Annotated in this window: 16 protein-coding genes and 1 other RNA gene; 5 read left to right on the forward strand and 12 right to left on the reverse strand. The window is 65.9% G+C overall.

Features of this window, described 5'->3' with window-relative positions:
• Window positions 1-12: 12 nt before the first annotated feature.
• The 3 genes from ACT89O_RS15900 to ACT89O_RS15910 all read right to left on the reverse strand — a co-directional run bounded on the left by ACT89O_RS15900 (window position 13) and on the right by ACT89O_RS15910 (window position 3,022).
• Window positions 13-1,503: an efflux RND transporter periplasmic adaptor subunit gene (locus ACT89O_RS15900; protein WP_487260553.1), complete on the reverse strand. Its 1,491-nt coding sequence runs from the start codon at window positions 1,501-1,503 to the stop codon at window positions 13-15.
• 203 nt (window positions 1,504-1,706) lie between these two features.
• Window positions 1,707-2,156, reverse strand: a complete 450-nt coding sequence (gene rnhA / locus ACT89O_RS15905) for a ribonuclease HI (RefSeq protein WP_055398194.1) — start codon at window positions 2,154-2,156, stop codon at window positions 1,707-1,709.
• Window positions 2,153-3,022, reverse strand: a complete 870-nt coding sequence (locus ACT89O_RS15910) for a class I SAM-dependent methyltransferase (RefSeq protein ID WP_233559237.1) — start codon at window positions 3,020-3,022, stop codon at window positions 2,153-2,155. Before ACT89O_RS15910 ends, rnhA begins: the two co-directional genes overlap by 4 nt.
• Between ACT89O_RS15910 and gloB the strand changes: the two genes are divergently transcribed.
• Together gloB and ACT89O_RS15920 are read left to right on the forward strand one after the other, a co-directional pair.
• Complete coding sequence (gloB, locus tag ACT89O_RS15915) at window positions 3,021-3,797, forward strand: hydroxyacylglutathione hydrolase (protein ID WP_487260554.1); 777 nt, start codon at window positions 3,021-3,023, stop codon at window positions 3,795-3,797. The genes ACT89O_RS15910 and gloB overlap by 2 nt on opposite strands.
• Window positions 3,794-5,314 carry a transglycosylase SLT domain-containing protein gene (locus ACT89O_RS15920; protein WP_487260555.1) on the forward strand — a complete coding sequence of 507 codons (1,521 nt, stop codon included), beginning with the start codon at window positions 3,794-3,796 and terminating at the stop codon, window positions 5,312-5,314. Before gloB ends, ACT89O_RS15920 begins: the two co-directional genes overlap by 4 nt.
• Window positions 5,315-5,365: 51 nt before the next feature.
• On the opposite strand, the gene ACT89O_RS15925 is transcribed toward ACT89O_RS15920, so the two are convergent.
• The 6 genes from ACT89O_RS15925 to dnaX all read right to left on the reverse strand — a co-directional run bounded on the left by ACT89O_RS15925 (window position 5,366) and on the right by dnaX (window position 10,897).
• Complete coding sequence (locus ACT89O_RS15925) at window positions 5,366-5,518, reverse strand: DUF3096 domain-containing protein (protein WP_082437438.1); 153 nt, start codon at window positions 5,516-5,518, stop codon at window positions 5,366-5,368.
• Between the two features lie 201 nt (window positions 5,519-5,719).
• Window positions 5,720-6,775: an ABC transporter substrate-binding protein gene (locus tag ACT89O_RS15930; RefSeq protein ID WP_121505991.1), complete on the reverse strand. Its 1,056-nt coding sequence runs from the start codon at window positions 6,773-6,775 to the stop codon at window positions 5,720-5,722.
• Between the two features lie 188 nt (window positions 6,776-6,963).
• Window positions 6,964-7,389 carry an MAPEG family protein gene (locus ACT89O_RS15935; protein WP_121420522.1) on the reverse strand — a complete coding sequence of 142 codons (426 nt, stop codon included), beginning with the start codon at window positions 7,387-7,389 and terminating at the stop codon, window positions 6,964-6,966.
• Window positions 7,390-7,491: 102 nt separating this feature from the next.
• Window positions 7,492-8,082, reverse strand: a complete 591-nt coding sequence (gene recR, locus ACT89O_RS15940) for a recombination mediator RecR (RefSeq protein ID WP_487260556.1) — start codon at window positions 8,080-8,082, stop codon at window positions 7,492-7,494.
• A 248-nt stretch (window positions 8,083-8,330) separates the two neighbouring features.
• Window positions 8,331-8,663 (reverse strand): YbaB/EbfC family nucleoid-associated protein, encoded by a 333-nt coding sequence (locus tag ACT89O_RS15945; RefSeq protein ID WP_055398201.1) that lies wholly within the window; start codon window positions 8,661-8,663, stop codon window positions 8,331-8,333.
• A gap of 230 nt (window positions 8,664-8,893) precedes the next feature.
• Window positions 8,894-10,897: a DNA polymerase III subunit gamma/tau gene (gene dnaX / locus ACT89O_RS15950; RefSeq protein ID WP_487260557.1), complete on the reverse strand. Its 2,004-nt coding sequence runs from the start codon at window positions 10,895-10,897 to the stop codon at window positions 8,894-8,896.
• A 98-nt stretch (window positions 10,898-10,995) separates the two neighbouring features.
• Between dnaX and ffs the strand changes: the two genes are divergently transcribed.
• An RNA gene (gene ffs / locus ACT89O_RS15955) (signal recognition particle sRNA small type) lies at window positions 10,996-11,092 on the forward strand.
• A gap of 119 nt (window positions 11,093-11,211) precedes the next feature.
• Here the strand turns inward: ffs and ACT89O_RS15960 are convergent.
• The 3 genes from ACT89O_RS15960 to ACT89O_RS15970 all read right to left on the reverse strand — a co-directional run bounded on the left by ACT89O_RS15960 (window position 11,212) and on the right by ACT89O_RS15970 (window position 18,727).
• Window positions 11,212-12,543, reverse strand: coding sequence for a TIGR03862 family flavoprotein (locus ACT89O_RS15960; RefSeq protein ID WP_487262868.1), 1,332 nt, complete (start codon window positions 12,541-12,543; stop codon window positions 11,212-11,214).
• A 101-nt stretch (window positions 12,544-12,644) separates the two neighbouring features.
• Window positions 12,645-16,124: a UvrD-helicase domain-containing protein gene (locus ACT89O_RS15965; RefSeq protein WP_487260558.1), complete on the reverse strand. Its 3,480-nt coding sequence runs from the start codon at window positions 16,122-16,124 to the stop codon at window positions 12,645-12,647.
• On the reverse strand, window positions 16,121-18,727 hold the full coding sequence (locus ACT89O_RS15970) for a PD-(D/E)XK nuclease family protein (RefSeq protein ID WP_487260559.1): 2,607 nt from the start codon (window positions 18,725-18,727) through the stop codon (window positions 16,121-16,123). Before ACT89O_RS15970 ends, ACT89O_RS15965 begins: the two co-directional genes overlap by 4 nt.
• 109 nt (window positions 18,728-18,836) lie before the next feature.
• On the opposite strand from ACT89O_RS15970, the gene trxA reads away from it, so the two are divergent.
• Together trxA and rho are read left to right on the forward strand one after the other, a co-directional pair.
• The gene (trxA, locus tag ACT89O_RS15975) at window positions 18,837-19,169 is read left to right on the forward strand and encodes a thioredoxin TrxA (protein ID WP_008906761.1); all 333 of its coding nucleotides are present in this window, start codon (window positions 18,837-18,839) and stop codon (window positions 19,167-19,169) included.
• 261 nt (window positions 19,170-19,430) lie between these two features.
• Window positions 19,431-20,693, forward strand: a complete 1,263-nt coding sequence (rho, locus tag ACT89O_RS15980) for a transcription termination factor Rho (RefSeq protein ID WP_055398205.1) — start codon at window positions 19,431-19,433, stop codon at window positions 20,691-20,693.
• Window positions 20,694-20,728 lie beyond the last annotated feature (35 nt).

Genomic DNA, 20,728 nt, shown 5'->3' on the forward strand with positions numbered 1-20,728 from the left:
GAACTTCATCGATCACGCAGGATGGCGTGGGCTGCCTTGTGGTGCGCGGCCGGGCGTGCCCGCAAGCTGGCAAGGATTAGGGCCGGGCAACGGCGCCACTACGGCATTGGCCGATGCTGCAGTGGCAGTGGCAGTGGCAGTGGCAGTGGCAGTGGCAGTGGCAGTGGCAGCGGTAGCAGCATTGGCAACGGGTGCGGCTGCCATCGGCTGCGCCGCTGCGCGGGGGCTGCTGGCGCTGCCAGCCCCAGTGGGCGCTGGTGCATCGGTCGGTGCCACGGCACCTGCAGCACGGTCTGCACCTGCCGCCCCGGCCGAGGCGGCTGCGCGCGCTGGTGATGGCGCGCCGCCATTGCTCTGCTTGCCTGGCTTGCCCAGTTCCACCACACGCACTGGGGTGCCATCCTTTTGGATGCGCTGCTGGCCTGCGGTCACCACCACATCTCCCATGGCCAGACCATCCACCACTTCCACAAACCCGGGGGTGCGCGCACCCAGCTTGACGGGGGTGCGCCGCGCCACGCGGCTGCCAGGCTCCTTGCCATCCACAATCTTGAACACATATGGGCTGCTGCCGTCGGGCACGATGGCTTCCTCGGGGATCACCCGGGCATCGCTGCGCTCTGAAAACACGGCCGTCACGCGCGCAAACATGCCGGGGCGCAACTGCAGGCGCCGGTTGTCAATGCAGCCGCGCACCACCACCGAGCGGCCATCGGCGTCAATCTGGGGGTTGATGGCCTGCACCACGGCGCTGTAGCGCACGCCGGGCAAGGCGTCGAACGCCACCTGGGCGGTCTGGCCCGTGCGGACCTTGCTCTGCAAACGCTCGGGCAGGCGGAAGTCCACATACACCACATCCAGGTCTTCGACATTGACGATGTCGGCACCGTCCTTGAGGTAGTCGCCCACGTTCACCCCGCGAATACCGGCGATGCCGTCAAACGGCGCCACGATCTTCAGGCGCGAGGCCGTGGCCTGCGCCAAGGACAATTTGGCCCGCGCCACTTCGAGGTTGGCGGCACTTTCATCGACCGAACGCTGGCTGATGAAGCCCTGGGCCACCAGTTCCTGATTGCGTTTGTGGTTGGCCTGGGCGATGGAGAGCTCGGCTTGGCTCTGCTGCACCTGGGCGCGGGGCAACTGGTCGTCAAACTGCACCAGCACCTGCCCGCGCCGCACGCGCTCGCCGTCGCGAAAGTTGAGCGCCGTGATGCGACCGCTCACCTCGGGGCGCAGCACCACGCTCTGGCGCGACCGCAGACTGCCCACGGCCTCGGCATCGTCGCGCAAGGCCATCTGCCGCACGGCCACGGCCTCTACCGCCACGGGGCGGCCTGCGCCCCCACCCTTGGCCGCCGCACCAGCCGGCGCGGCGCTACCCCTGCCGTCGGCAGGCGCCTCGCTGCGCACGGACTGGGCCGGTTTCTGAAGCCACCAGGCTGCGCCCGACGCGGCAGCGATGCCGATGACAGCGAAAACGATGTATTTGTTCTTGGACGCCATGGATCAATGAAGCGGGTGATGTGGGGAAGGCAGCCAAACAATGTATCAGTGCGTGTCTTGCGCTGCAGCAAACCTTGGCATACCCACAAGGGCAATTGCGGCAGATTTACGCAGGCTTTACATGCTGCAGAGACAAAAAAAGCCCCGGAGGGGGCTTCTGATGCCGTGGTGCACAGACGCTGCGCACCGATAGATGCCCACCGTCACCCACGCCCCAGGGCTTTTTCGACACCCCGATTGGCCAGTGCATCGGCCCGCTCGTTGCCTGGATCGCCCGAGTGCCCTTTCACCCAGCGCCATTCGATACGGTGGCCAGCCGTGCTCACCAGCGCGTCCAGCCGCTGCCACAGCTCCACGTTCTTGACCGGCTGCTTGGAGGCCGTGCGCCATCCCTTGGCCTTCCAGCCGTGAATCCACTCGGTGATGCCCTTGCGTACATATTCGCTGTCGAGGTACAGCGTCACGGCGCAGGGGCGCTTCAAGGCCGACAGCGCCTCGATCACGGCCATCAGCTCCATGCGGTTGTTGGTGGTGCCCAGCTCACCCCCAAAAAGCTCTTTTTCTGTCGATCCCGAACGCAACCATGCACCCCATCCCCCAGGGCCGGGGTTGCCCTTGCAGGCGCCATCTGTGTATATCTCTACCTGGTTCAAACTGTGTTCCTGTCTCTGTCGTCGCTGTCTGTGAATATGCGCGAGGTGCTGCCCGTTGCACCCGCCGGGCCTGCCCGGTTGGCAATGGGCACTGTGGAGGCGGCACGCTGTCGGCTGGACCGCCAGGCGGGCTCCAGCAAACGCATGCCGTGAACCCGCTTGACCGCCACCAGAAAATAGGCCGCGCCAAAAATAGGCCACCACCGCTCGCCCAACGGGTCCATGAAGCCAAAACGCTCCAGCCACTGGGTGCTGCGCACCGCCGGACGATAACAGCCAAACTGGGCCGACTCGACCTCAAAACTCAAAAGCCTGAGCCAGTCGCGCAAGCGCCGGTAGCCAATGAACTCGCCCACATCCGGCAGGTATAGAGTGCCCCCGCCCAGACGCTGGATCATGCGGGCACGCCACTGGCGCAGCCCCCACAGGCTGGTCGGGTTCAGCCCGCTGATGACCACCCGGCCCTCGGGCACGAGCACGCGCTCCACTTCACGCAGGGCGGCGTGGGGGTCAATGCTCAACTCCAGGGTATGGGGCAGCACCAGCAGATCGAGGCTCGCCGCCGCAAACGGCAAGGCCACGGGCTCTGTCAGCAGATCCACCGCGCGGCGCTGCAGGGGGGCATCGCCATTACCGGTCTCTAGAAAGGCGATGGAACCCCGCACCGCCTCCTGCCCCAGCGCCAGCCATTGGTGCGGCATGCGGTTGGTGCGAAGGCCATCCAGCAAGGGCATTCCAAGCTGCAGGCTGTGGTAGCCAAAGATATCGGCCACCGCCTCATCGAAGCGCGCCTGCTCCCACGCCAGCAGGTACCGGCCCGGCGGGGAATCGAACCAGTGGTGCAAACCTATAATTTGATCGCTCATGAACTTGCTGCCGCTGCCCGCCTTTACCGACAACTACATCTGGATGCTGCACGACGGCCGCCAGGCGATCGTTGTGGACCCGGGAGATTCCGCGCCTGTGCTGCAGGCCCTGCAGCACCTTGGCGTGCAGTTGAAGGCCATTCTAGTCACGCACCACCATGCCGATCATGTCGGCGGTGTGGATGCCGTGCGCAGCGCCACCGGCGCCGTGGTCTACGGCCCCGCACGCGAGAAAATCCCCGAGCCGCTGCACCGCCTGGCGCACGGTGATGCCGTGGAAACCATGGGACTTCGGTTCGAAGTCATTGATGTACCTGGCCATACCGCTGGCCACATTGCCTACTACTGCCCCGACATCGACGGGGAACCCCTGCTGTTCTGCGGCGACACGCTTTTTTCGGGCGGCTGTGGCCGGCTGTTTGAAGGCACGCCCGCCCAAATGCTGAACTCCCTGGACCAGCTGGCGGTGTTGCCCGGCAACACCCGCGTATGCTGCACCCACGAGTACACCCTCTCCAACCTGAAATTTGCGCGGGCCGTGGAACCCGGCAATGCCGCATTGCTCCACTACAGCAGCCAATGTGAAGCACTGCGGACCCGCCACCAGCCCACACTGCCATCGCGCATGGCCCTGGAGCAAGACATCAACCCCTTCCTGCGCGTGCGACAGCCTGCAGTGGCCCAGGCGGCCCATGGCTACGACGCAAAGGTGAATCAAGACGATGCCGTGGCGGTACTGGCCGCACTGCGTCAATGGAAAAACGAGTTTCGATGAAAATTTTGCACATCGCCTGCCTGGCGTGCGCGCTCTGGCTCACGGGCTGCGCCACCACCGGGCCTTCGCAGGACAGCGCGGCTGAAAGCGCACCCTCCACACCCACCGGTGCACCACCCCGGACCGCCCACACCCCCGTCATCCCCAACGGCCCGCTCAGGCCCATCACCGCCGCGCAGGCCTCCAGCGGCGAGGTCGCATCGCTCTCGGCCCCCGCCGACCTGTGGGACCGCATCCGCCGGGGCTTTGCCATGCCCGACCTGCAGCACGAACTGGTCCAGGACCGCGAGCAGTGGTACGCCACGCGACCCGACTACATGCAGCGCATGACCGAGCGCTCCAGCAAGTACCTTTTCCATATCGTTGAAGAGCTGGAGCGACGCGGCATGCCCACCGAGCTGGCGCTGCTGCCCTACATCGAAAGCGCGTTCAACCCGCAGGCTGTGTCCAGCGCCAAGGCGGCCGGCATGTGGCAGTTCATGCCCGCCACCGGCAACTATTTCGACCTCAAGCAGAACGCCTTCCGCGACGACCGCCGCGATGTGCTCGCCTCCACGCGCGCTGCACTCGACTACCTGCAAAAGCTCTACGGCATGTTTGGCGACTGGCACCTGGCCCTGGCCGCCTACAACTGGGGCGAAGGCAGCGTAGGCCGGGCCATTGCCCGCAACCAGAAGCAGGGACTGGGCACCAGCTACACCGACCTGAACATGCCGGCCGAAACCCGCATGTATGTGCCCAAGCTGCAGGCCGTGAAGAACATCGTAGCCAACCCCGAGGCCTTCCGCACCGAGCTGCCCCTCATCGAAAACCACCCCTATTTCCAGACGGTGGACATCACCCATGACATCGACGTTGCGCTGGTGGCCACGCTGGCAGGCATTCGCGAGGAAGATTTCCGCGCGCTGAACCCGTCGTTCAACAAGCCTGTCATTCTGGCTGCCGGTACGCCACAAATCCTGCTGCCCTGGGACAACGCCAAGGTGTTCCAGCGCAACCTTGAAGCGCGCCGCGAGGGCCAGTATGCAAGCTGGACCGTGTGGTCCGTGCCCTCCACCATGACGGTCTCCGAAGCCGCCCAGCGGGCAGGCATGAGCGAGAACGACCTGCGCAGCATCAACAACATTCCTCCCCGCATGCTGATCAAGGCAGGCTCGGCGTTGATGGTCCCGCGTTCATCCGCCATCCGGCAGGACGTCTCTTCGCACCTGGCAGACAACGGCCAGGTCGCTTTCTCGCCAGAGATCGTGACCCGCCGCACCACGGTGCGAGCCCGCAAGGGTGAAACCGTGGCCAGCATTGCCCGGCGCTACAAGCTCAGCGCTGCCAGCGTGGCCGACTGGAACGACGTGCGCGCCAGTGCGGCCTTCAAGCTGGGCGAGCAGGTGGTCGTGTACCTGCCCGTGCGACAGGCCACGCAGGCGCGTGGCACGGTGGCCCGCTCCGGTTCTGGCAAGCGCACGGCTGCTGCACCTGTACGCCGAGGGGGAACCCCGTCCAAGGTCAAGCGCCGCTAAAACGCCATTGGAACGCCGCGGGCAACGCGCAAGAAGGCGTCACCAGGCGCCTCAGAACTTCAGCGAGTGCATGCCCAGCAGCCCCAGAATGCCCATGATGATGAGGTACAGCGCCACGATGGTGCTGAGCAGACGGGGCATGACGAGGATGAGAATGCCCGCGATCAAAGAGACAAGCGGGCCGATGCTGAGGGTAAAAGACATGGAGCAATCCTGGTGAGGTAGATGACTGGTAGGCCGAGGCTACGGCAAACCGAACGCCGACGAATGTAAGCCATCTTCCCGACCCGGATGCCGACGCATTGCGACAGTGCGCGGCATCCACTGATCAATCTGGGTCCTGCACTGCCACTGCTCCCCTGCGGTCACCCCCAAAGTGGCCCAGCGAGTATCCGGTGCGCGAGCTCAGACGTTGAATTTCTGCCGCGCCTTGCGCACGAAATCGTTGGTGTAGGTGCGTGCCAGCTCCACCTTGAAATCCGCCAACTCGGGGTGCACGCGCGAGAGCACGCGCAAGGCCGTGGCTGCGCCATCATCGGGCATCATCCCATGGGTCGAATAGGTCTCGCGCACCCGGCTGAAGGCCGCCAGGTAAAGCCCCCGGTCTCCCATCAGGTAGCCCGGAGGCACCGCCTTGACAAGGTCTGCCGGGGCAGCGGTCTGCAGCCATTTGAGGGCATGCACGATGCCGTTGGCCAGTGCCTGGGCCTGGGCGGCATGTTTTTGCAGGAAGGGCTGCGGCGCATAAAGACAGCTGGCTGGCAGGGCGCCGCCAAACATCTCCTGCGCGGCCTTGAGTGAGCGCATGTCGCCCGCAATGCGTGTGTCTGCCTTTTGCTCCAGCAGCGTCATGATCGGGTCGGCATGGCACAGCGCATGCACCTGTCCAGAACGCAGCGCATTCATCGCGGCCATACCAGATCCCACGCCCACAAACGCCACATCACGCGGCCCCATGCCCGCTCGGGCCAGCACCACGCTGGCCGCCAGGTGCGTAGACGACCCCACCGATGACACGCCAATGCGCCGTCCCTGCAGATCCGCCAGATCCTTGTACGCAGGCAGCGAGCGTTGCGAAACCCCCAGCGCCAGTTGAGGCGCACGCCCCATCACCACCAGCGAGCGGTAGGACTGGCCACGCACCTGCTGCCGGATGGTGTGCTCGAAGGCTCCGGCACAGACATCGGCCCCACCCTCCTGCACCGCCTGCAGGGCCAGGGCGCCAGCCGAAAAATCGCGCACCGTCACGTCCAGACCTTCCGCCTTGAAGTAGCCCAGCTGGTCGGCCAGCGCCAGCGGCAGGTGGTAGAGCACGCCCTGTCCGCCCACGGCAATGGTGACGTTGCCCAACGCTGCTGCCCCCTCTGCCTGCGCCCGCACAATGGCAGGCGCAAACACCCCCGCCGCCGACAGGGCGGAGACGGCGCCAAAGGCGCGGCGGGTGAGCAAGGGGCGGGTCATGACAATCCGTGAGAATCAGTGGAAACAGCAATGCTGCATTGCAACAATCGTGCCCCAGAGCCCACAAACCCGCATCAGGGGGAATCCCTGCGGGTTTCTACGTACCAGGGTTAAAAGAAACTGGAGCCCGACCGGCAGCCCCCGAAAGAGTGGCGCCAGCCCTTCTTCAAAGGCCGGGCTGGCAAAGATCAGCGGTAGCCGACGAACAGGATGCCGATATTGACCAAAAACGCTGCGGCCCAGACCACACTGCGCACGGTGGGCATGTCGGACACGTACATCATGATGTAGAAGATGCGCAGCATGACGTACAGCAGCGCCAACATGTCCAGCAACGTCTGCCCCGCCCCGAGCAGGTGCGCGATGATCACGGCACCGATGAAGAACGGCAAGCCTTCGAAACTGTTGGCCTGCGCCGCATTGGCGCGGGCCCGCCAGTCGGTCTGCCGAGCCATCCAGGCGCGGGGGTCACGGTTGTCAAAGCCACCGTCCTTGCGCGACTTGCCGAAGCTGCCACTCTTGGCCAGCCAGGCGCACCCCATGGGAAGCAGGGCTGCGATCAGCACGCACCAGTAGGCCACTGTGAACCGTGCGACATGCATGGTGGTATTCATTTTTAAGCCTTTTTGGGCTCTAGCGCTTGATACACAAGCGCTAGCAGCTATTAAATTGTGAGTATCCTAGCCGCCGCAGGCACAAGTTTCGCGAACAAACACCTAGCGACGATCCACCAGCGCATGCGCAATCGTGCCCAGGTCCACGTACTCCAGCTCGCTGCCCACGGGCACGCCGCGCGCCAGCCGCGTCACGTGCAGCCCCCGGCTCCTGAGCGCCTCGGTGATCACATGGGCCGTGGCCTCGCCTTCGGCATTGAAGTTGGTCGCCAAAATGACCTCTTGCACCGTGCCATCGGTGGCCCGGTCCATGAGCTTTTGCAGGCCTATTTCCTTGGGGCCAATGCCATCGAGGGGGCTCAGCCGCCCCATCAGCACAAAGTAAAGCCCCTTGAACGCCGCCGTGCGCTCCAGCGCCGACTGATCGGCCGGTGTCTCGACCACGCAAAGCCGCGTCGCATCGCGCTCAGGGTCCAGGCAGGTACTGCACACCTCGGCCTCGGTGAACGTGTGGCAGCGCGCGCAATGGTGCACGGTGCCCACCGCATCGCCGAGCGCCCGCGACAAGGCCAGCGCCCCCTCCCGATCATGCTGCAGCAAATGAAACGCCATGCGCTGCGCAGACTTCACCCCCACCCCCGGCAAGCGGCGCAGCGCCTGGATCAGAACGTCGAGGGAGTTGGTGGTGGACATGGACAGACTAGAGGCGATGCGCGTGACGTTGTAGGGAGCGGCGGAGCCAGGCTTCGACAAGCTCAGCCCAAACGGATGTAGGGAAGAAAACAGGTGCTCGCCCTCTGCCTTCACACCCCACCCTCAAGGGCGTAGCGAGCGGGATGAGCTGCTAGGCGGACGGAGCACAGGAACCGGAACGTACTTCCTGTACGTGAGGATTCCGAGCACCGCCCAACGACGCAGATCGCCCGCTCGGTAGCCAACCCTCAGAAAGGGAATTTCATGCCGCCGGGGAGGCCTGGCATGCCTTGGGTGAGCTTGCCCATCTTCTCCGAAGAAGTCTCTTCCGCCTTGCGCACCGCAGCATTGAACGCCGCCGCAACGAGGTCTTCCAGCATGTCCTTGTCTTCGGCCAGCAGGCTCGGGTCGATGGTGATGCGCTTGACGTCGTGCTTGCACGTCATCACCACTTTCACCAGGCCCGCGCCCGATTCACCCTCCACCTCGATGAAGGCCAGCTCGTCCTGCGCCTTCTTGAGGTTGTCCTGCATCGCCTGGGCTTGCTTCATGAGGCCTGCAAGTTGTCCTTTGTTGAACATAGTGTGATTTCCTTTGCTTTCTTTCTGGTTGATCGATTCCCACGAAGGGACAGAGATTCGGTATCCGAGATGCACGGTATTGTGCTGTGCAATGTCAGCGGCCGTCGAAACTGGCACACGCCAATCCGGTGCACTCGTGGAGCTGGCTTTGCCAGGCCCCCGAGTGCGTCCCCCTCCCGCGAAGCGAGAGAGGGGGAAGGCGCCGCAGGCGACTCAGGGGGCGCTTCATCTCACGCAGGCTTGATGCTGCCCGGCACGATTCTCGCGCCATAGTCGCGCACCAGCGACTGCACATAGGGGTCGTCGTTCACAATCTCCTCAGCACGGCGCTGGCGCTCGGCAGCGGCAGCGGCATTGCGGCGGGCGGGGCTGTCGATGACATGGCCCACCTCCACACTGATCTGGGTGGCGTGGCCCGCAGCCTCCAGCGCGGCGCGCAGGCGCTCGCGTGCAGTAGGCTGGTTCAGCGATTCACGCTCCACACGCAGCAGCCAGTGGCCTCCGTCGCGCGCCACCAGTTGTGACTGCAGGGCCAGTTCGCGCACCAGGGCGGTAATCGATTCTGCCGCCACCATCTGCTGCACGGTGGCATGCCAGACATCGCCCTCCTCGGTGGGCGTGTAGCGCGCAGAGACGGGCGTTGGCGCAGAAAGCGGCAACGGTTGCACACGCTCCCCTGGTTCGGGCGATTCACGCACCGGGATTGCTACATATTCAGGAGCGCCTTGCGCATGCTGAGGTTGCGCTGGGTGCTTATTTTGTCCAAATCTCTCGGGCGTACGCACCGGCAGTGCCGTGGCGGCGGAGTTTGCAGGTGATGCAGCACCCGGCTCTTCCGAGCCTGGCCAGGGTGGTGGCTCCGCAGAGTCCACGGATTCGCCGGGTTCTGCAGAAATCTCCGGTGGCAATGCTGGCGAAGCACCTGCTGCAGGCGCTGCGGGAGGCACCGCTGGTGGCACCTGAGAAGCAGGCGCGGGCGTCGGCGCCGTTCGCGCCACGGGGGTTGGCACCGCCACGGCTGCCGCTGCGGGAGCGGCAGAAACCGCAGCTGGTGGGCTGGAAGACGCCGCTTCAGCCCGCGTCAGAGTTTTTTTTTCAGCCGATTCGCCAGCGCCGCCAACACCGCTTACAGGCTTGAACGCCAGCAAGCGCAGCAGCACCATGGTCAGTGCAGCGTACTCATCGGGCGCCAGACCCAGTTCACCGCGCCCGTGCAGGCACAGGCTGTAGAGCAGCTGGGTTTCGTCAGCAGGCATCAGCGCGGCAAGACGGGCCGTTTCTGCGGCCTCGGGGTCGTCGGCATCCACGGTGCCTGCCATCTGGGGCACGGCCTGGAACACCGCCATGCGCTGCAGCACGGCGCTCATTTCTTCGAGCGTAGAGGCGGCCGACAGGCCATTGAGACGCAGCGTGTCCGAGGTTTCCACCACGGTCTTGCCGTCGCCCTCGGCCAACGCGCCGATGAGGCGGAACACGTAGGAGCGGTCCACCGCGCCCAGCATCTGGCGCACGGCGGCTTCCTGCAACTGGCCGCTGCCAAAAGCGATGGCCTGGTCGGTGAGCGACAGTGCATCGCGCATGGAGCCCCGCGCGGCGCGCGACAGCAGCCGAAGAGCCTGGGGCTCGGACGATACGTTTTCCGACGCCAGCACCTGCGTGAGGTGGCTCAGGACCGTCTCGGGCGCCATGGGCCGCAGGTTGAACTGCAGACAGCGGCTCAGCACCGTCACCGGCACCTTCTGCGGGTCGGTCGTGGCCAGCACGAACTTGAGGTATTCAGGAGGCTCTTCCAGCGTCTTGAGCATGGCATTGAACGCCGTGTTCGTGAGCATGTGCACTTCGTCGATCATGAAGACCTTGAAGCGGCCCTGCACCGGCTTGTAGACCGCCTGCTCCAGAAGGCTCTGCACCTCATCCACACCCCGATTCGATGCAGCATCCAGCTCGGTGTAATCCGGGAAGCGGCCACTGTCGATATCCGTACAGGCCGAGCACACGCCACACGGTGTGGCGGTGATGCCGCCCTGACCGTCGGGCCCCTGGCAGTTGAGCGATTTGGCCAGAATGCGCGACACCGTCGTCTTGCCCACACCCCGCGTGCCTGTGAACAGGTAGGCATGGTGCAGGCGCTGTGTGTTGAGCGCATTGGTGAGGGCCTGCACCACATGCTCCTGCCCCACCATTTCGGTGAAATTGCGGGGGCGGTACTTGCGGGCGAGCACGAGGTAGGACATCCGGCAGATTCTACGGGCTGTGCCGAGTGTCCTTCCAGCGCCCACGGCAACGGGGCTGTTCAGAAAAGTGCATCCGCATCCGTCGTACAATCGACGGTGACGGGCCTCCTCGCATGGTGAAGCGGCCAACCGGGTCAGGTGGGGAACCAAGCAGCCCTAACTGTGGAGTCAGTGCCGGGGGTAAGGCTCGTCAACTTCTTTTTTTGCGCTGTCGCGCAGCCCCCTCTCAGCGGCGACATCCTTTGCGATGTGCTCTTGGCTGGCGAGGCCGGGGCCGGTCGCCCCAGGCGCAAACCCCCTTTCGTTCAGCGTTCTCAAGCTCCGGCAGCTTGGCGCAGCCAGTGCAGCGCGCCCAACCCCGCCACGCGGCCACTGGCCAAGCTGGCCGTGAGCAGATAGCCCCCGGTGGGCGCCTCCCAATCGAGCATTTCGCCCGCGCAGAACACGCCCGGTAAGGCATGGGCCATGAGGTGCGTGTCCAGCGCCTCAAAAGCCACACCACCGGCGGTGCTGATGGCTTCGTCGATGGGCCGTGTGGCCACGACCGTGATGGGCAGTGCCTTGATGGCGTGTGCCAGAGCCACCGGGTCGTTCATGCCGTCCTTGCCCAGGTGTTCATACAGGATGCCCGCCTTGATGCCATCGAGCCCCAGACGGCTCTTGAGGTGGCTGGACAATGAACGTGATCCGCGTGGATGGCGCACTTCCACCAGCACACGTTCCGGCGTGTGGTCGGGCAGCAAATCCAGATGAAAAGTGGCATGGCCGTGGGCCTCGATCTCGTCGCGCAGCAGGTGCGACGCGGCGTAGACCAGGCTGCCCTCGACGCCTGTCGCTGTGGCCACGAATTCACCCCTGCGGCTGAACGTGCGGCCCTGGCTGTCGGTGAAAGCCAGCGCCACCGTCTTGAAGGGCTGGCCTGCAAAACGCTCGACAAAATGGGGCGTCCAGCCCACAGCGGGAACGGGGGTGCGGCCGATCAGCTCCTGCAAGAACGCGCGGCGCGTCTCACCCGCCGGCGCATCGGCGCGCAGCACGTCAAAACCACAGTTGGAGGGCCGCAGCGGCGCCACGGCCACACCGCGCTGCGCCAGCAGCGGCACCCAGGCACCATCCGACCCCAGGCGTGCCCAGCTGCCACCGCCCAGCGCCAACACCACCGACCTGGCGACCACTGGCACCTCGCCCGCAGGGGCTGCAAAACGCAGGGCACCATCGTCCGACCAGCCCAGCCAGCGGTGTCGCATGTGGAACACCACGCCCTGCCCGCGCAGGCGCTGCAACCAGGCGCGCAGCAAGGGCGCGGCCTTCATGTCAGCGGGGAACACGCGGCCGGAGGTGCCCACGAAGGTCTCTACACCCAGGCCTTGCGCCCAGGCCCGGACCTCGGGCCCACCAAATTCCTGCAGCAAAGGTTCGAGCTGAGGCTGGCGCTCTGCATAGCGGTTGACAAACGGAGCATGGGGCTCGGAATGTGTGAGGTTGAGCCCGCCCTTGCCCGCCAGCAGAAACTTGCGCCCCACCGAAGGCATGGCGTCGAACAGATGAACGGCCACCCCCGCCTGGGCCAGCACCTCGGCCGCCATCAGGCCCGCCGGGCCACCGCCGACGATGGCCACATCGCACGGCAAAGTCCCCGCAGGCAGGGCTGGTGCGACGGGTGAATCGGAAGGAGAAAGGGTGTGAGACACGGGAGAACCTTGCTAAAAGTGGGGGCGTTGCGCGGGTTGGAAGCCCTGGGTGCGGGTCAAAACAAAGAGCCTTGCGCAGAATCTGAAGGCCCCGGCGCGGGGCGCGGACGCTCGGGCTTTGCCGGAGCATCCGGCGCAGCGGGGGCGAGAGTATGCCCGACGGCGGCAAGGGTGGGCCCGCCCCCTGCCCGCACCAAACGCCCATCGCCTGTGAGAAAGGCCGCGTGCACGGCCTCGCCCGGCATCAGGGCCTGTACGGCTTCTTGGTAGCGCTGCAGTTGCGCCACCAGCGCTTGCTGGCGCTGAGGCTGGGCGGCGCTTTTGTAATCGAGCACCCACCAGCCTGCCACGGCATCATCTGCAGACAGGGCACGTCGCAGCACCAGCCGATCAATGCGCAGGCTTTGGCCCTGGTAATGCAGCGGGGCTTCGTTGATGGCGGTCTGCACCTGCTCCGGGTCCCACGCCCAGGCGCCCTCCCCGGCCAGGATGCCCTGTGCCATGCGGGCCGCCAACTCGGCCGCTGCAGGGGCAATGTCGTGGTCGCTGGCCAGCCTTGCAATGCGCGCAGCAGGCCAGCCGTGGGTGCGCAGGTCGGCCAGCGGGGCACCGGCCACACCGGCCTGCTCCAACAGTTGGTGCATGGCGTCGCCCTGGCGTGACAGGGGGGTGGACTCGGCGTCGCCAGGCATGGCCACGGGCGTAGCACTGGTGGGGTCGGCAGCTGCAGCACCAGGTTTGGTGCGGGCGCTTTGCAGGGCTTCGGGCAGGGGGTGCAGCGCGGCGATGGTGAAGGTGTCGGGGGTCGCACCGGCTCCAGCGGAAAGCGCAGGGGCCGTGCCCGTGTCCACCTCGGTCACCAGTGGTGCCAGTCGGTTCCACCAACTGCCCGGCGCCGAATTGCTGGGCAACACGGACGACAGCGCCAGGCAATGTTTGGCGCGCGTCATCGCCACGTAGAGCATGTTCAACTCCTCGCGGCTGCGGGCCTGCTGCTCGGCGGCCAGCGCGGCCTCTGCACTGGGCGGCGGGTTCGATTCGCTGGCCAGAAAGACGAAGGCCGATGGCACTGCCTGCTCGCCCGGCCAGTCCACCAGCACGCCCATGGTCTCGGCTTTTTGCGGGCGGGTGTCGGTGTCCAGCAGCAGCACGCAGTCGGCCTCCAGCCCCTTGGCGCCGTGCACCGTCAGCAGGCGAACGGCCTGCGCATCGGCCCGGCCGGGGGCGCGCACGCCGCCCTTCTTCATGGCCCGCACAAACGCATAGGGCGTGAGGTAGCGGCCGCCATCGTGCTGCAGCGATGCCGCCAGCAGCGCGCGCAGGTTGGCCTGCACTGCCTGGCGCTGGGTGACCGGGGCAGCAGCGGCGAAGCGGGCCAGCACGTCGCCGTGCTCGTAGATGGCATGCAGCGCATCGTGCGGCGGCAGGCCACTCACCCAGTCTTGGTATTGAATCAAAACAGGCCTCAGCGCTTTCAAATCAATCGCAAGCAGCTCACTTTTTAATAGCAAATCAAACCAACTGCAGCCCGCATGTTCCGGCTGGCGGCGCAGCACGGCCAAGGCCACCAGGGCGTCGTCGCCCAGGCTGAAAAGGGGCGACTTGAGCGCGCGGGCCAGCGACAGGTCGTGGGTGGGCGAGACCAGTACATCCAGCAGCGCCACCATGTCCTGCACCTCGGGTGCGTCGAACAGGTCGGCCTTTTCGGGCTGCACACAGGGCAGGTGCAGGGCACGCAGGGCGTCTTGCATGCTGGCCAGGCGATCGCGCTTGCGGGCCAGCACCAGCACCTCTTTGGGTAGAGTGCCGGCGGCAATCTGCGCAGCCACCCAGGCGGCGGCCTGCGTGCACTCGCGCATGCGCTGGGTTTCTTCGGCCTCGTGGCGGGGTTCGGTCAGGCTATCGCGCCAGGCCAGGGGGTTGCGGCCTGCGCCTTGGCTGTCTTCGTCCGCGTCGGTGATGGCAGGCAGGCGCAGCAACTGGCCGGGGTGTTTCGATTCGGTGGTGTGGTCGCGGAAGCCAGTGGTCTCGTTCTGCGCCTGGGCCTGGCCCATGACGGCGTTGACCGCGGCAATCACGCCCTGTGCGTTGCGGCGCGTGTGGTCGCAGCTGAGCAGGTCGCCGCGCAGCCCATCGCGCACAAACGCCTGCGCAGCGATGAACACCTGTGGTTCGGCGCGGCGAAAGCGGTAGATGCTCTGCTTGGGGTCGCCCACGATGAACACGCTGGGCGCGGCCGAACCACCGCCCGAGCCCGCATAGCCGGACAGCCACGCGTGCAGCGCCTGCCACTGCAGCGGGTTGGTGTCCTGAAACTCATCGACCAACAGGTGGCGGATGCGCGCGTCCAGCCGCTCCTGCACCCAGCCAGAGAGCACCGGGTCGGCCAGCATGACCAGGGCCGTGCGCTCCACATCGTTCATGTCCACCCAGCCGTGCTGCTGCTTGACGGCCACAAACTGCGCAATCAGGCAGCGCGCCAGCCGGGCCATGCGCTGCTGGTGCTGCCAGGCCTCGTGCTGGCGGCGAGCGGTGAGCAGGCGCTGCAACTCGGGCTCGGCCTCCTGCGCGGCGGGGAACTTCTCCAGGTTCTTGGAGAGGCGGTCTTCCTTGGCCACAAACATCGCTTTGCGCAGCATGTCCAGGCGCTGGTTCAGGTCGGTGCAGCCCAGCGCGTCGATGATGACGTCCGCCGCCTTCTGCGGGGTCTTGTTGGCCTCTGCGCCCAGGGCGCTGGCGCGGCTGCGCCAGCGTTGCAGGGCGGCATCGGTCTGCAGGGCCTCCGAGGGCTCGGCCAACGCGGCCAGCTCGGGGTATGCCTGCTGGAAGGGCGGCACGGATGCATCCACCACGCCTGCCGCGTCGGCCAGATCAAACTCCACCCGCTTGGCCAGCGCGGCCGCTAGGGCCTTGTGGGTTTGCGAGCGGCCGTGGCGAGCCACCACGGCTTCGTAGTCAGCGCGCAGGCTGGCGCTTTCGGCCACGGTCTGCAAGAACGGGGGCCAGACCTCGCGCACGGCCTCGGCATCGTCTTCGAGCAGCTCAAAGTGCGCGGGCAGGCCTTGTTGTTGCAGCAGCGCCAGCGGCGCCGTGCCCAGCAGCGCGGCAAACCAGCTGTGGAAGGTGCGGATCTGCACCGGGCGGCCAGCCCCCAGCAGCTGGCGGTATAAATTTTGTAGCGCCTCGCGCTTGTCCAGTGCGCCCTGGGGGCTGATTCCGCGTGCAACCAGCTCTGCCGTAAGCTCTTCCAGCGGCTTGTGGCTGAACTGCTCCAACCATTCTTGCAGGCGCTGGCGCATTTCGCCCGCCGCCTTTTTAGTGAAGGTGATGGCCAGGATCTCGTGCGGCGCGCAGCCGTCGAGCAGCGCTCGCAGCATGCGCGAGACCAGCATCCAGGTCTTGCCCGCGCCGGCGCAGGCCTCCACCGCCACGCTGCGCGCAGGGTCGCAGGCAATGGCGTAGAAGGCTTCGCGCGAGACGGGACGGCCGTTGTGTTCGTAGGCGGCCTGGGTGGGTTGTGGAATGCTGACGGTCATGGCGTCTCTTGCGCGGGCAACGCCTGTTCAGCGTCCGCCCAGTAGTCTTTGCGGCACAGGCCGCGCACGGCGCAGTAGTCACACACCGATCCCTCGCCCAGCGCGGGCAGCGGCGCACCGGCGGCGATGCGGGCCATGTCGTGCTGGATGCCTTCGATCAGCACATCGCGCAGGTGCACCACTTCGTCCTGTTCGTGTATCTGTGTCTCGCCGCGCTCGCCCACGTTGACGTAGGCAGCGCGCAGGGTGTCGTGGCTCAGCAGGGCGGCGTAGAAGGCCAGTTGCGTGTCCTCCGCTCCGCTCTTGATGCGCTGGCGGGTCACGCTGTCGCTTTCGGTTTTGTAGTCAATGACCAGTACCGTGGGCTCGCCGGTGGACGAGACACCATCGATGCGGTCGAGGGTGCCAACCAGCTCCAGGTCGCCCAGCGGCTGGCGGGCCTTGACCTCGGCCTGGCGGAAGGTGGCGCCCTGCTGCTCGTGCCCTGCCAGCCATTGCAGGTAGCCGTCGCGCAGTTGCGCCCAGCCTGCGGCAAAGGGCAGAAAGTCTCCGTCTTGCAACCGCTGCTCGCGGGTGACGGCCTCGGCGGCGGCGTCCATGCGGGTGCGGCGCTCCTCCGCGTGGTCGGTCGGGTCGGCCAGCAAGGCTTCATGAAAGTGCTGCAGCACGGCGTGCAGCCAGGTGCCAAAGTCGCGCTTGTCCACCTCGGCGTCCAGTTCGTCGGCCTCGCGCAGGCCCAGCTGGCGCTGTGCAAAGAAGCGGTACGGACAATGGCGCAGATCGGAATACGCGGTAGAGGACAGGTGCGCCACCGGCAACGCCTGGCCCACGGGCTGGGGACGCAGTGTGGGGGTGGCGGCCACTGCACGGGCCGCACGGTCGTCCGTGCCGGGTGTAGCGGCGCCATCCAGTTGCAGGGCCAGCACCAGGGCGCTGGCCAACAGGGGCTCGCCGCCCTCGTCGCCGGTGCGCCACAGCACATCCACCACGGGCGTGCGCAGGGCGTGGGCCCAGGCGGCACGCTGGGCGGCTTCTAGCGACTGGCGTGTGGGCAGGCCCCAGGCCTCGCGCTGGGCCTGCGACCAGTCGCCTGCGGGCTCAGGCGCAGCTTGCAGGCGCTTTTCGTCGCAGCCTGGCAGCACGGCGGCGGCAAAGGGGCGGGCCAGCAGCTGGGGCAAGGGCACCACCACCACAGGCGCATCGGCGGCCTGGGCGGCCACATAGCGTCCGGCTTCGAGCACGTCCTTGGCCCATCGGGTGAATTCGGCCAGCGTCATGCGACGGCCCGCGCTGTCACCCCAGGCGTCCAGCTCGGCCTGCTGGCCGTCTTGCAGGCGAAGGGCAACCAGCACACGCATGCCGGCCGGGTCGGCCGAGAGTCCTTGCCACTGGCCCGCCTGCTCCAGCACGGCGCGCAGGGCGGGCAGCCACTGCGCCAGCGGGCGAGCGGTGCGCAGGGTGTCGCGCCAGACCTCCACGGTGGCCACGGTGCGGGCCAGGTGGGGCTGCGCACTCAGATCCCGCGCGGTGGCGGCGCTCCAGTGCTGCACCACGCCCTTGCGCAGCCATTGCTCCAGGCGGTTGACCTCGCCCGGCATCAGCGCGGGGGTGTGTTTGACCCAGTCCAGCACCGCGTTGGATGAAGCGTTCCACGCCGCAGCCTGCAGCGCGGCCATGACCCGCGAAGCGGCGCGTGTGGTCGAGAGAATCCAGCCACTTTCATCGCGCACCAGCACGCCGCTGCTGTCCAGGTGGGCGAGCACGCGGCGGATCAGTGCGCGGTCGGTGGCGGCCAGCGCCACGGGCACCCGGCCATCTCGCACGTGGGCCAGCACGCAGGCTGCGGCGCGGTGGGCTTCGTCTTCTGCATCGGTGGCGGCATGCAGAGAGCGTTTTGGCGGCGCGGGAGCTTCATCGACCAATGCTGGCAGCGCAACACAAGCCCCCTGCTCGCCCCAATGGGCCAGCAGGGCCTGGGGGAGCGCGTCGGACTGAAAGCCTTCGAGCACCACCAGCGCATCCACCGCCGCACGCACACCGGGCTCAAACAGTACATCGGTGGCGTGGCGTGAGGCCAGCACCCATTCCAGCGCCAGGCGCGCCACCAGGGCCTCGTAATGCAGGCTGCTGCCCTCGTCGGCGGTGGCCAGCAGTTTGCGGGCCTCGTCGCCCCAGGCCGCGCGCTGCGCGGGGGGCACAGCGGCCACGGCGGTGGCCAGTTGGGCGGCGGCTTCTTGCAGGGGCGTGGCCAGCATCTCGCGCTGGGCGCCCTGCCCCACACGGTCGAGCAAGGCGCGGGCCGTGAGGGTGTCGCGCGCCACGTCGCCCGCAAAGTCGTCGGCCGAAGGCTCAAACACCTGCAACTGGCGAGCCCAGTTGCGGGTGGTTTCAAAGCGCGGCGCAAAGCCTTGCGGAAACTGCAGCGCCCAGTGGCGCTGGGCCCAGGGCATGAGCTGGGCATAGGGCACCAACACCACTGTGCGCGCCAAATGGGCGCCATGGGCCTGGGCATGTGCGGCAACCTGGGCCAGAGCACGTTGCCACAAGGCGGTGCTGGCGACAGCAAACCCACTGGTTTGATCGCTTTTCGCTATGACTGTCATAGCGTCGCAAGGCCCGGCCACACCGGTGAACGTGGGATTGGTTTCTGTCACAATGCCCAGACTTTAAACGTACACCGGTCACAACCCGCTCAAAATCAAGGAATCCGCCATGGCCAGCGAACTCATCAAACATGTCTCTGACGCCAGCTTTGAAGCCGACGTGCTGCAACCCGGCTCCGCCGTGCTGGTGGACTACTGGGCCGAATGGTGCGGCCCCTGCAAAATGATTGCCCCCATCCTGGACGAAGTGGCAGGCACCTACCAGGGCAAGCTGCAGATCGCCAAGATGAATGTGGACGAAAACCGCGAGATCCCCGCCAAGTTCGGCATTCGCGGCATTCCCACACTGATGCTGTTCAAGGACGGCCAGCTGGCCGCCACCAAGGTCGGCGCCATGAGCAAGGCACAACTGACCGCCTTCATCGATCAGCAACTGGCCTGATCCGCACCCACAACCCCGCGCCTGCCCATGCACGCGGGGTTGTTTGTTTTCACGACACCACTTGCAGCGCCAGACACAGACCGAATTCGGATCCCGTGAATCTCCCGCTTTTTTTCCTGTCATAATTCCTTCAGATCACCGGCCTGCACGCATTGGCAGCCGGACCGAGATCCTCGGCGAGCCAGACCTGCAAACAGCAGCCCATCTGGCACCAGCCCTCCTCCCCCAAGATTCATACCAGCTCCGCCAAGGAGTCATTCCATGCACTTAAACGAACTCAAGGCACTGCACGTGTCTGAAGTCCTGAAGCAAGCCGAAGAACTCGAAATCGAAAATACCGGCCGCATGCGCAAGCAGGAGCTGATGTTTGCGATCATCAAGAAGCGGGCCAAGACCGGGGAACAAATCATTGCCGACGGCGTGCTGGAAATTTTGCCCGACGGTTTCGGCTTCCTGCGCAGCCCGGACACGAGCTTTACCGCTAGCACGGACGATATCTACATCAGCCCGAGCCAGGTGCGCCGTTTCAATCTGCACACCGGCGACATGATCGAAGGTGAAGTCCGCACACCCAAAGACGGTGAGCGCTACTTCGCCCTGAACAAGCTCGACTCCGTCAACGGCGGCCCGCCGGAGCAGAACAAGCACAAGGTGATGTTCGAGAACCTGACGCCCCTGTTCCCCAAGGAACAGATGAAGCTGGAGCGCGACTTCAAGGGCGAAGAAAACATCACAGGCCGCATCATCGACATCATTGCGCCCATCGGCCGTGGCCAGCGCGCGCTGATCGTCGCCCCGCCCAAGAGCGGCAAGACGGTGATGATGCAGCACATCGCCCACGCCATCACGGCCAACAACCCCGACGTGCACCTGATGGTGCTGCTGGTGGACGAGCGCCCTGAAGAAGTGACCGAAATGCAGCGCACGGTGAAGGGCGAGATCATCGCCTCCACCTTCGACGAGCCCGCCGCCCGCCACGTGCACGTGGCCGAGATGGTGATCGAGCGCGCCAAGCGCCTGGTCGAGCTGAAGAAGGACGTGGTCATCCTGCTGGACTCCATCACCCGCCTGGCGCGCGCCTACAACAACGTCGTGCCCTCCAGCGGCAAGGTGCTTTCGGGCGGTGTGGACGCCGCCGCACTGCAGCGCCCCAAGCGCTTCTTCGGCGCCGCGCGCAAGGTCGAAGAAGGTGGCTCGCTCACCATCATCGCCACCGCGTTGGTCGACACCGGCAGCCGCATGGACGAAGTGATCTTTGAAGAGTTCAAGGGCACGGGCAACTGCGAAATCCACCTGAACCGCCGCCTGTACGAAAAGCGCGTGTTCCCAGCCATCGAGCTCAACAAGAGCGGCACGCGCCGCGAAGAGCTGCTGCTGGCGCCCGAGATCCTTCAAAAGACCCGCATCCTGCGCCAGTTCATGTACAACATGGACGAGATCGAGTCGATGGAGCTGATGATCAAGAACATGAAGGCCACCAAGACCAATGTGGACTTCTTTGACATGATGCGAAGAGGAGGGTGACAACCCTCTGAGGCGCTTTCGCGCCTTCCCCCTTC

Source organism: Acidovorax sp. NN32, from assembly GCF_057597245.1.

Coding starts and splice junctions, on each gene's coding strand:
- ACT89O_RS15900 (WP_487260553.1), bottom strand. CDS start 1,503: ATGGCGTCCAAGAACAAATACATCGTTTTCGCTGTCATCGGCATCGCT.
- gloB (WP_487260554.1), top strand. CDS start 3,021: ATGAACTTGCTGCCGCTGCCCGCCTTTACCGACAACTACATCTGGATG.
- ACT89O_RS15910 (WP_233559237.1), bottom strand. CDS start 3,022: ATGAGCGATCAAATTATAGGTTTGCACCACTGGTTCGATTCCCCGCCG.
- ACT89O_RS15920 (WP_487260555.1), top strand. CDS start 3,794: ATGAAAATTTTGCACATCGCCTGCCTGGCGTGCGCGCTCTGGCTCACG.
- ACT89O_RS15925 (WP_082437438.1), bottom strand. CDS start 5,518: ATGTCTTTTACCCTCAGCATCGGCCCGCTTGTCTCTTTGATCGCGGGC.
- ACT89O_RS15930 (WP_121505991.1), bottom strand. CDS start 6,775: ATGACCCGCCCCTTGCTCACCCGCCGCGCCTTTGGCGCCGTCTCCGCC.
- ACT89O_RS15935 (WP_121420522.1), bottom strand. CDS start 7,389: ATGAATACCACCATGCATGTCGCACGGTTCACAGTGGCCTACTGGTGC.
- recR (WP_487260556.1), bottom strand. CDS start 8,082: ATGTCCACCACCAACTCCCTCGACGTTCTGATCCAGGCGCTGCGCCGC.
- ACT89O_RS15945 (WP_055398201.1), bottom strand. CDS start 8,663: ATGTTCAACAAAGGACAACTTGCAGGCCTCATGAAGCAAGCCCAGGCG.
- dnaX (WP_487260557.1), bottom strand. CDS start 10,897: ATGTCCTACCTCGTGCTCGCCCGCAAGTACCGCCCCCGCAATTTCACC.
- ACT89O_RS15965 (WP_487260558.1), bottom strand. CDS start 16,124: ATGACCGTCAGCATTCCACAACCCACCCAGGCCGCCTACGAACACAAC.
- ACT89O_RS15970 (WP_487260559.1), bottom strand. CDS start 18,727: ATGACAGTCATAGCGAAAAGCGATCAAACCAGTGGGTTTGCTGTCGCC.
- trxA (WP_008906761.1), top strand. CDS start 18,837: ATGGCCAGCGAACTCATCAAACATGTCTCTGACGCCAGCTTTGAAGCC.
- rho (WP_055398205.1), top strand. CDS start 19,431: ATGCACTTAAACGAACTCAAGGCACTGCACGTGTCTGAAGTCCTGAAG.